This is a genomic window from Brevundimonas sp., assembly GCF_018608325.1.
GTDB lineage: Bacteria > Pseudomonadota > Alphaproteobacteria > Caulobacterales > Caulobacteraceae > Brevundimonas.
This window is the reverse complement of record NZ_JABAZW010000052.1, coordinates 70559-74412: the sequence shown is the minus strand read 5'-3', so window position 1 is coordinate 74412 and position 3854 is coordinate 70559. Positions and strand designations below refer to the sequence as shown.

Sequence of the window (3854 nt, the reverse complement as noted above, 5' to 3'; positions counted from 1 at the left end):
CCGCCAATCCATGCCACCTTCCCGCTGGAGAAGGCTGCCGACGCCCACCGCGCGCTGGAAGCGGGCGATCACGTCGGCAAGATCATCCTGACAGCCTGAGACCGTCTGGTCAGGAGCCATTCGTCCGGCTCCTGACCCTCGTGTTTAAGTCTTAGCGACGACCGACCGGGCGCAGCGACGAAATGCTGCGGTAGAAGTCGCCGTCCAGGCTTCTGACGTCGCGGTCGATGACGCGGCAGCGACCACGGAAGTTTGCGTCGGTGCAGACTTCCCAACGCCCCTGAACGCGGATCGAGACGATGCGGTCGTTGAAGGGTGTGCGGCCCAGGTTGCTGTCCTCATCGACGAATTCGCGTGAGGATCCACGGAAGTTGGGGCTGTCATAGACGGTGATCGAGGTCTGGCCCCAACCGCCATTGCCGCCACCCCAGCCGCCGCCGTTGTTGCCGCCGCCGCCAACCCATTGGCCACGTTGCGGGCCGCAGACCAGCAGGCCGTTGTCGTTGCCAATGTCGGAACGGCCGCAGCGGCTGATGTCCAGCGTGCTGGTGCGTTCGTTACGGCGCGTGTCACGGCAGGTCGCCGTCAGTTGGTCGCCGCGCACCGAGATGCTGTTGCAGCTCAGGGTATAGCTACCCTGAGGCGTGCGGTTATTGCCCCAACCACCACCATTGTTTCCGCCCCAGCCGCCGCCGTTGTTGCCACCCTGCCCGGGGCGGCTCGGACCACGGTCCTCATAGTCGCCACGGGTGCGCCCGCAGACCAGCAGACCATCCCTGTTGGTGATTTCGTCGTTGCCACAGCGCACCAGTTCGATCGAGGTGCCGCGAATCTGGCCCCGCTCGTCGCGACAGTCGGCATAAAGCCGCCCCTGATTTGTGTAGGCGTTCGCGCAGGTCTGGGCATAGCTGCCGCGCGGCGCGACACGCTGCACCGAAAAGTCTTGACCCGAAGCCATCGCCGCAAACATGGCGGCGCCAAGCAGAATGGACATTGTGTTCTTCCTCTCCAGAACGAGGCGACGCCTCTTGTTGGCCGAACTAGGCCGACGAACATGAACCGTCGCTGTATAGCATTGTCGGTCAGCGTTTTCTTTTCACGCGAATAGGCCTATATCGAAACCATAAGCGCCCGGTCGAAAGGCCGGGCGCCGTCGTATCCAACGCCTGCCGAAGGCCCCTTCGGCTGCAAAATCATACCGGGACGAACGCCCCATGAGCGACATTCTGATGCCCAAGGCCACTGCGGTCTGGCTGGTCGACAACACCTCCCTCAGCTTTGAGCAGATCGCGGATTTCTGCGGCCTGCACCCGCTGGAAGTGCGCGGCATCGCTGACGGCGACGTGGCCCGCGACATTCGCGGCGTCGACCCCGTCACCGGCGGCCAGCTGACCCGCGAAGAGCTGGACAAGGCCCAGGCCAACGAAAACTATCGGATGAAGGCCATCGTCAGCCGTCACGCCGAGCTGCTGAAATCGGCCAAGCCTGCGCCGAAATACACGCCTGTCTCGCGCCGTCAGGACCGCCCGGACGCCATCGCCTGGTTCGTGCGCAACCACCCGGAAGTCGCCGACGCCCAGATCGCCAAACTGCTGGGCACCACCAAGTCCACCATCGAGAGCGTGCGCAACCGCACCCACTGGAACTCGGCTAACATCAAGCCGGTCGATCCGGTGACCCTGGGTCTGGTCGGGCAGCTGGTTCTGGACGAAGTGGTCAAGAAGGCTGCTGACAAGAAGGCCAAGGACGACCTCAAGAACGGCGGCGGCACCATCCAGGCTGTCGTCGAAGAGGCCGAACCCGAGTTCGTCCCCGAGGCCCGCGAACGTCCTAGCGCCGAACCCACCGCAGAGTCGGTCTTCGGCAAGCGCGACTGATCTTCGCTGCATTGCGATGAAACAAAACGGCCCCGGAGATCGCTCTCCGGGGCCGTCGTCATTTTCGGGAGGTCGTGAACGCCGCTAGGTCGCTCGCGCCTCCAGACTGGTGATTTCTTCCTTCAGCCTAAGCTTCTTCTGCTTCAGCTCCCTGACCTGCAGCGGGTCCACGGACGGGCGGGTCAACTCCTTTTGGATCGTCTGATCCAGAACGCGATGACGATTACCCAGTTCGCGAATACGAGCCTCGATGGTCATGGCTTGCGCCTCCGTTGGTTAGGGACCACTAGAGTGAGCGCCCGGATCGGCAGGCTGTGGAATCACATTCCAGTGACGGCCCGCCTCGCCGGACCCCACGGAGGCTGACCCCCAAAATGGTCGATGTTGTGAACGGAGCCATAAGAAACCCACCCGCGCGAATAGTGGTCGGGATTTCAGGGGCTTCCGGCGTCATCTACGGCGCGCGCGTGCTGGATGCACTGAAAGACCTGGGCGTCGAGAGCCATCTGGTCGTGACGAAAGCCGCCCTGCTCACTTTGTCGCAGGAGACGGAAATGTCCCCCGATGATCTGACCGGCAAGGCGGACGTGGTTTACAAACTTGGTGACGTCGGCGCGACCATCGCCTCGGGCTCTTTCCGCACCCTGGGCATGATCGTCGCGCCCTGTTCGGTGAAGACGATGAGCGAGATCGCCACGGGCGTAACCTCGTCCCTGCTGACCCGCGCGGCGGATGTCACGCTGAAGGAACGCCGCCCGCTGGTTCTGATGGTGCGCGAGACGCCGCTGCATCTGGGCCACCTGCGCACCATGACGGCCCTGACCGAGATGGGCGCCGTCATCGCCCCGCCCCTTCCCGCCCTCTACGCCAAGCCCGCCTCGATCATGGAAATGGTCGATCAGTCGGTGGGACGCGCGCTGGACCTGTTCGGTCTGAACTGGGCGGCGGTGAAACGTTGGGATGGACTGAAGTAATGTCGCTCTGGGATTGGGCGGTCGCCGCCTATGCCGCGCCGGACGTGTCCGACGCCTGTCTGGCGCTGCAGGACCATCACGAACAGAATGTCCCGCTTCTGCTGTGGTCGGCCTGGGTCGCCCAGACCGGGCGTCGTCCTGACGAAGAAACGATAGAAGCCGCCTGCGACACCGCCCGCGCCTGGGACAGTGTCGTGGTCGCCCCCCTGCGCGCCGTGCGCCGCACCCTGAAGGCGCCTGTGCCCGACATCGACGACGGCCCGCGCGAAAGCGTGCGCAACCGCATCAAGGCGCTGGAGCTTGAGGCCGAGAAACATCTGCTTGAGGCGCTGGAGGCCCTGGCCCCGCCGCCATCTGCTGCGCCGCGTCCCGCCATCGACGGTCTGGCCGCCACGACACGGGTCTGGTCGCGGATTACGCCTCGCCCGGCGCTGATCCGTCTGGCTGACGCCCTTCCGGCCTGAAATTCGCTGGCGTATAAGGCTGTGGGGACACTGCGATGAACGACGACATTCCAGACATCAGCGAAGAAGAAGCGGCGCTGCACGCCCGCGTCAAACTGCTGCGCCTTGAACACTCGGACCTGGACGCCTCAATCGAGGCCTTGGGCCAGGCCGCCATTCCCGATCAGCTGATGATCGCCCGTCTCAAGCGCAAGAAACTGGCCCTGAAGGACGAGATCGTGAAGATCGAAGACCGCATCCTGCCGGATATCATCGCCTGACCTGCGTCATTTGCGACCCTGCACCGCCCATTCAGGGTCCAAAAGTCGCCCCATGACGCGGGCATAAGCCCGGCCTCCCCGCCGGGTGTCCGCAGCGTTCTCTCGCGTCGCGTCCCCATACAACGCTCAAAGAGCGCCAGATGCCGGAGACGCCGCCGAATGCGACGCCTGCTTCCGACCGCCCCCTTGTCGAGGGCGAAATCCCTGTTGATCCACACGGGTCAGACCACTGCACTGGTCACGGTCGCTGTGCTGGCCGCCGCCGCCGCGCCCGCTGTG

Annotated in this window: 7 protein-coding genes; 5 read left to right on the top strand and 2 right to left on the bottom strand. The window is 64.4% G+C overall.

Annotated features, from left to right (window positions below):
- Positions 1–99, top strand: a 99-nt coding sequence (locus QZ281_RS05605; RefSeq protein ID WP_292225797.1) for a zinc-binding dehydrogenase, incomplete at its 5' end; no start/stop codon positions are given.
- Positions 100–151: 52 nt separating this feature from the next.
- Here the strand turns inward: QZ281_RS05605 and QZ281_RS05600 are convergent.
- A complete protein-coding gene (locus QZ281_RS05600) occupies positions 152–994 on the bottom strand; it encodes a beta/gamma crystallin-related protein (protein ID WP_292225699.1) in 843 nt (280 codons plus the stop codon).
- 220 nt (positions 995–1214) lie between these two features.
- On the opposite strand from QZ281_RS05600, the gene QZ281_RS05595 reads away from it, so the two are divergent.
- Positions 1215–1877: a cell cycle transcriptional regulator TrcR gene (locus QZ281_RS05595; RefSeq protein ID WP_219353584.1), complete on the top strand. Its 663-nt coding sequence runs from the start codon at positions 1215–1217 to the stop codon at positions 1875–1877.
- 84 nt (positions 1878–1961) lie between these two features.
- Here the strand turns inward: QZ281_RS05595 and QZ281_RS05590 are convergent, their stop codons facing one another.
- Entirely contained in the window at positions 1962–2135 is a 174-nt protein-coding gene (locus QZ281_RS05590) for a DUF465 domain-containing protein (protein ID WP_201097088.1), read from the bottom strand.
- A 116-nt stretch (positions 2136–2251) separates the two neighbouring features.
- Here QZ281_RS05590 and QZ281_RS05585 point away from each other — a divergent pair, with 116 nt between their 5' ends.
- The 3 genes from QZ281_RS05585 to QZ281_RS05575 are packed head-to-tail and all read left to right on the top strand — an operon-like array spanning position 2252 to position 3575.
- Complete coding sequence (locus QZ281_RS05585) at positions 2252–2851, top strand: UbiX family flavin prenyltransferase (protein ID WP_292225695.1); 600 nt, start codon at positions 2252–2254, stop codon at positions 2849–2851.
- On the top strand, positions 2851–3315 hold the full coding sequence (locus QZ281_RS05580; protein WP_292225693.1) for a TIGR02444 family protein: 465 nt from the start codon (positions 2851–2853) through the stop codon (positions 3313–3315). Before QZ281_RS05585 ends, QZ281_RS05580 begins: the two co-directional genes overlap by 1 nt.
- 35 nt (positions 3316–3350) lie before the next feature.
- Entirely contained in the window at positions 3351–3575 is a 225-nt protein-coding gene (locus tag QZ281_RS05575; RefSeq protein ID WP_292225690.1) for a DUF465 domain-containing protein, read from the top strand.
- Positions 3576–3854 lie beyond the last annotated feature (279 nt).

Coding starts and splice junctions, on each gene's coding strand:
- QZ281_RS05600 (WP_292225699.1), bottom strand. CDS start 994: ATGTCCATTCTGCTTGGCGCCGCCATGTTTGCGGCGATGGCTTCGGGT.
- QZ281_RS05595 (WP_219353584.1), top strand. CDS start 1,215: ATGAGCGACATTCTGATGCCCAAGGCCACTGCGGTCTGGCTGGTCGAC.
- QZ281_RS05590 (WP_201097088.1), bottom strand. CDS start 2,135: ATGACCATCGAGGCTCGTATTCGCGAACTGGGTAATCGTCATCGCGTT.
- QZ281_RS05585 (WP_292225695.1), top strand. CDS start 2,252: ATGGTCGATGTTGTGAACGGAGCCATAAGAAACCCACCCGCGCGAATA.
- QZ281_RS05580 (WP_292225693.1), top strand. CDS start 2,851: ATGTCGCTCTGGGATTGGGCGGTCGCCGCCTATGCCGCGCCGGACGTG.
- QZ281_RS05575 (WP_292225690.1), top strand. CDS start 3,351: ATGAACGACGACATTCCAGACATCAGCGAAGAAGAAGCGGCGCTGCAC.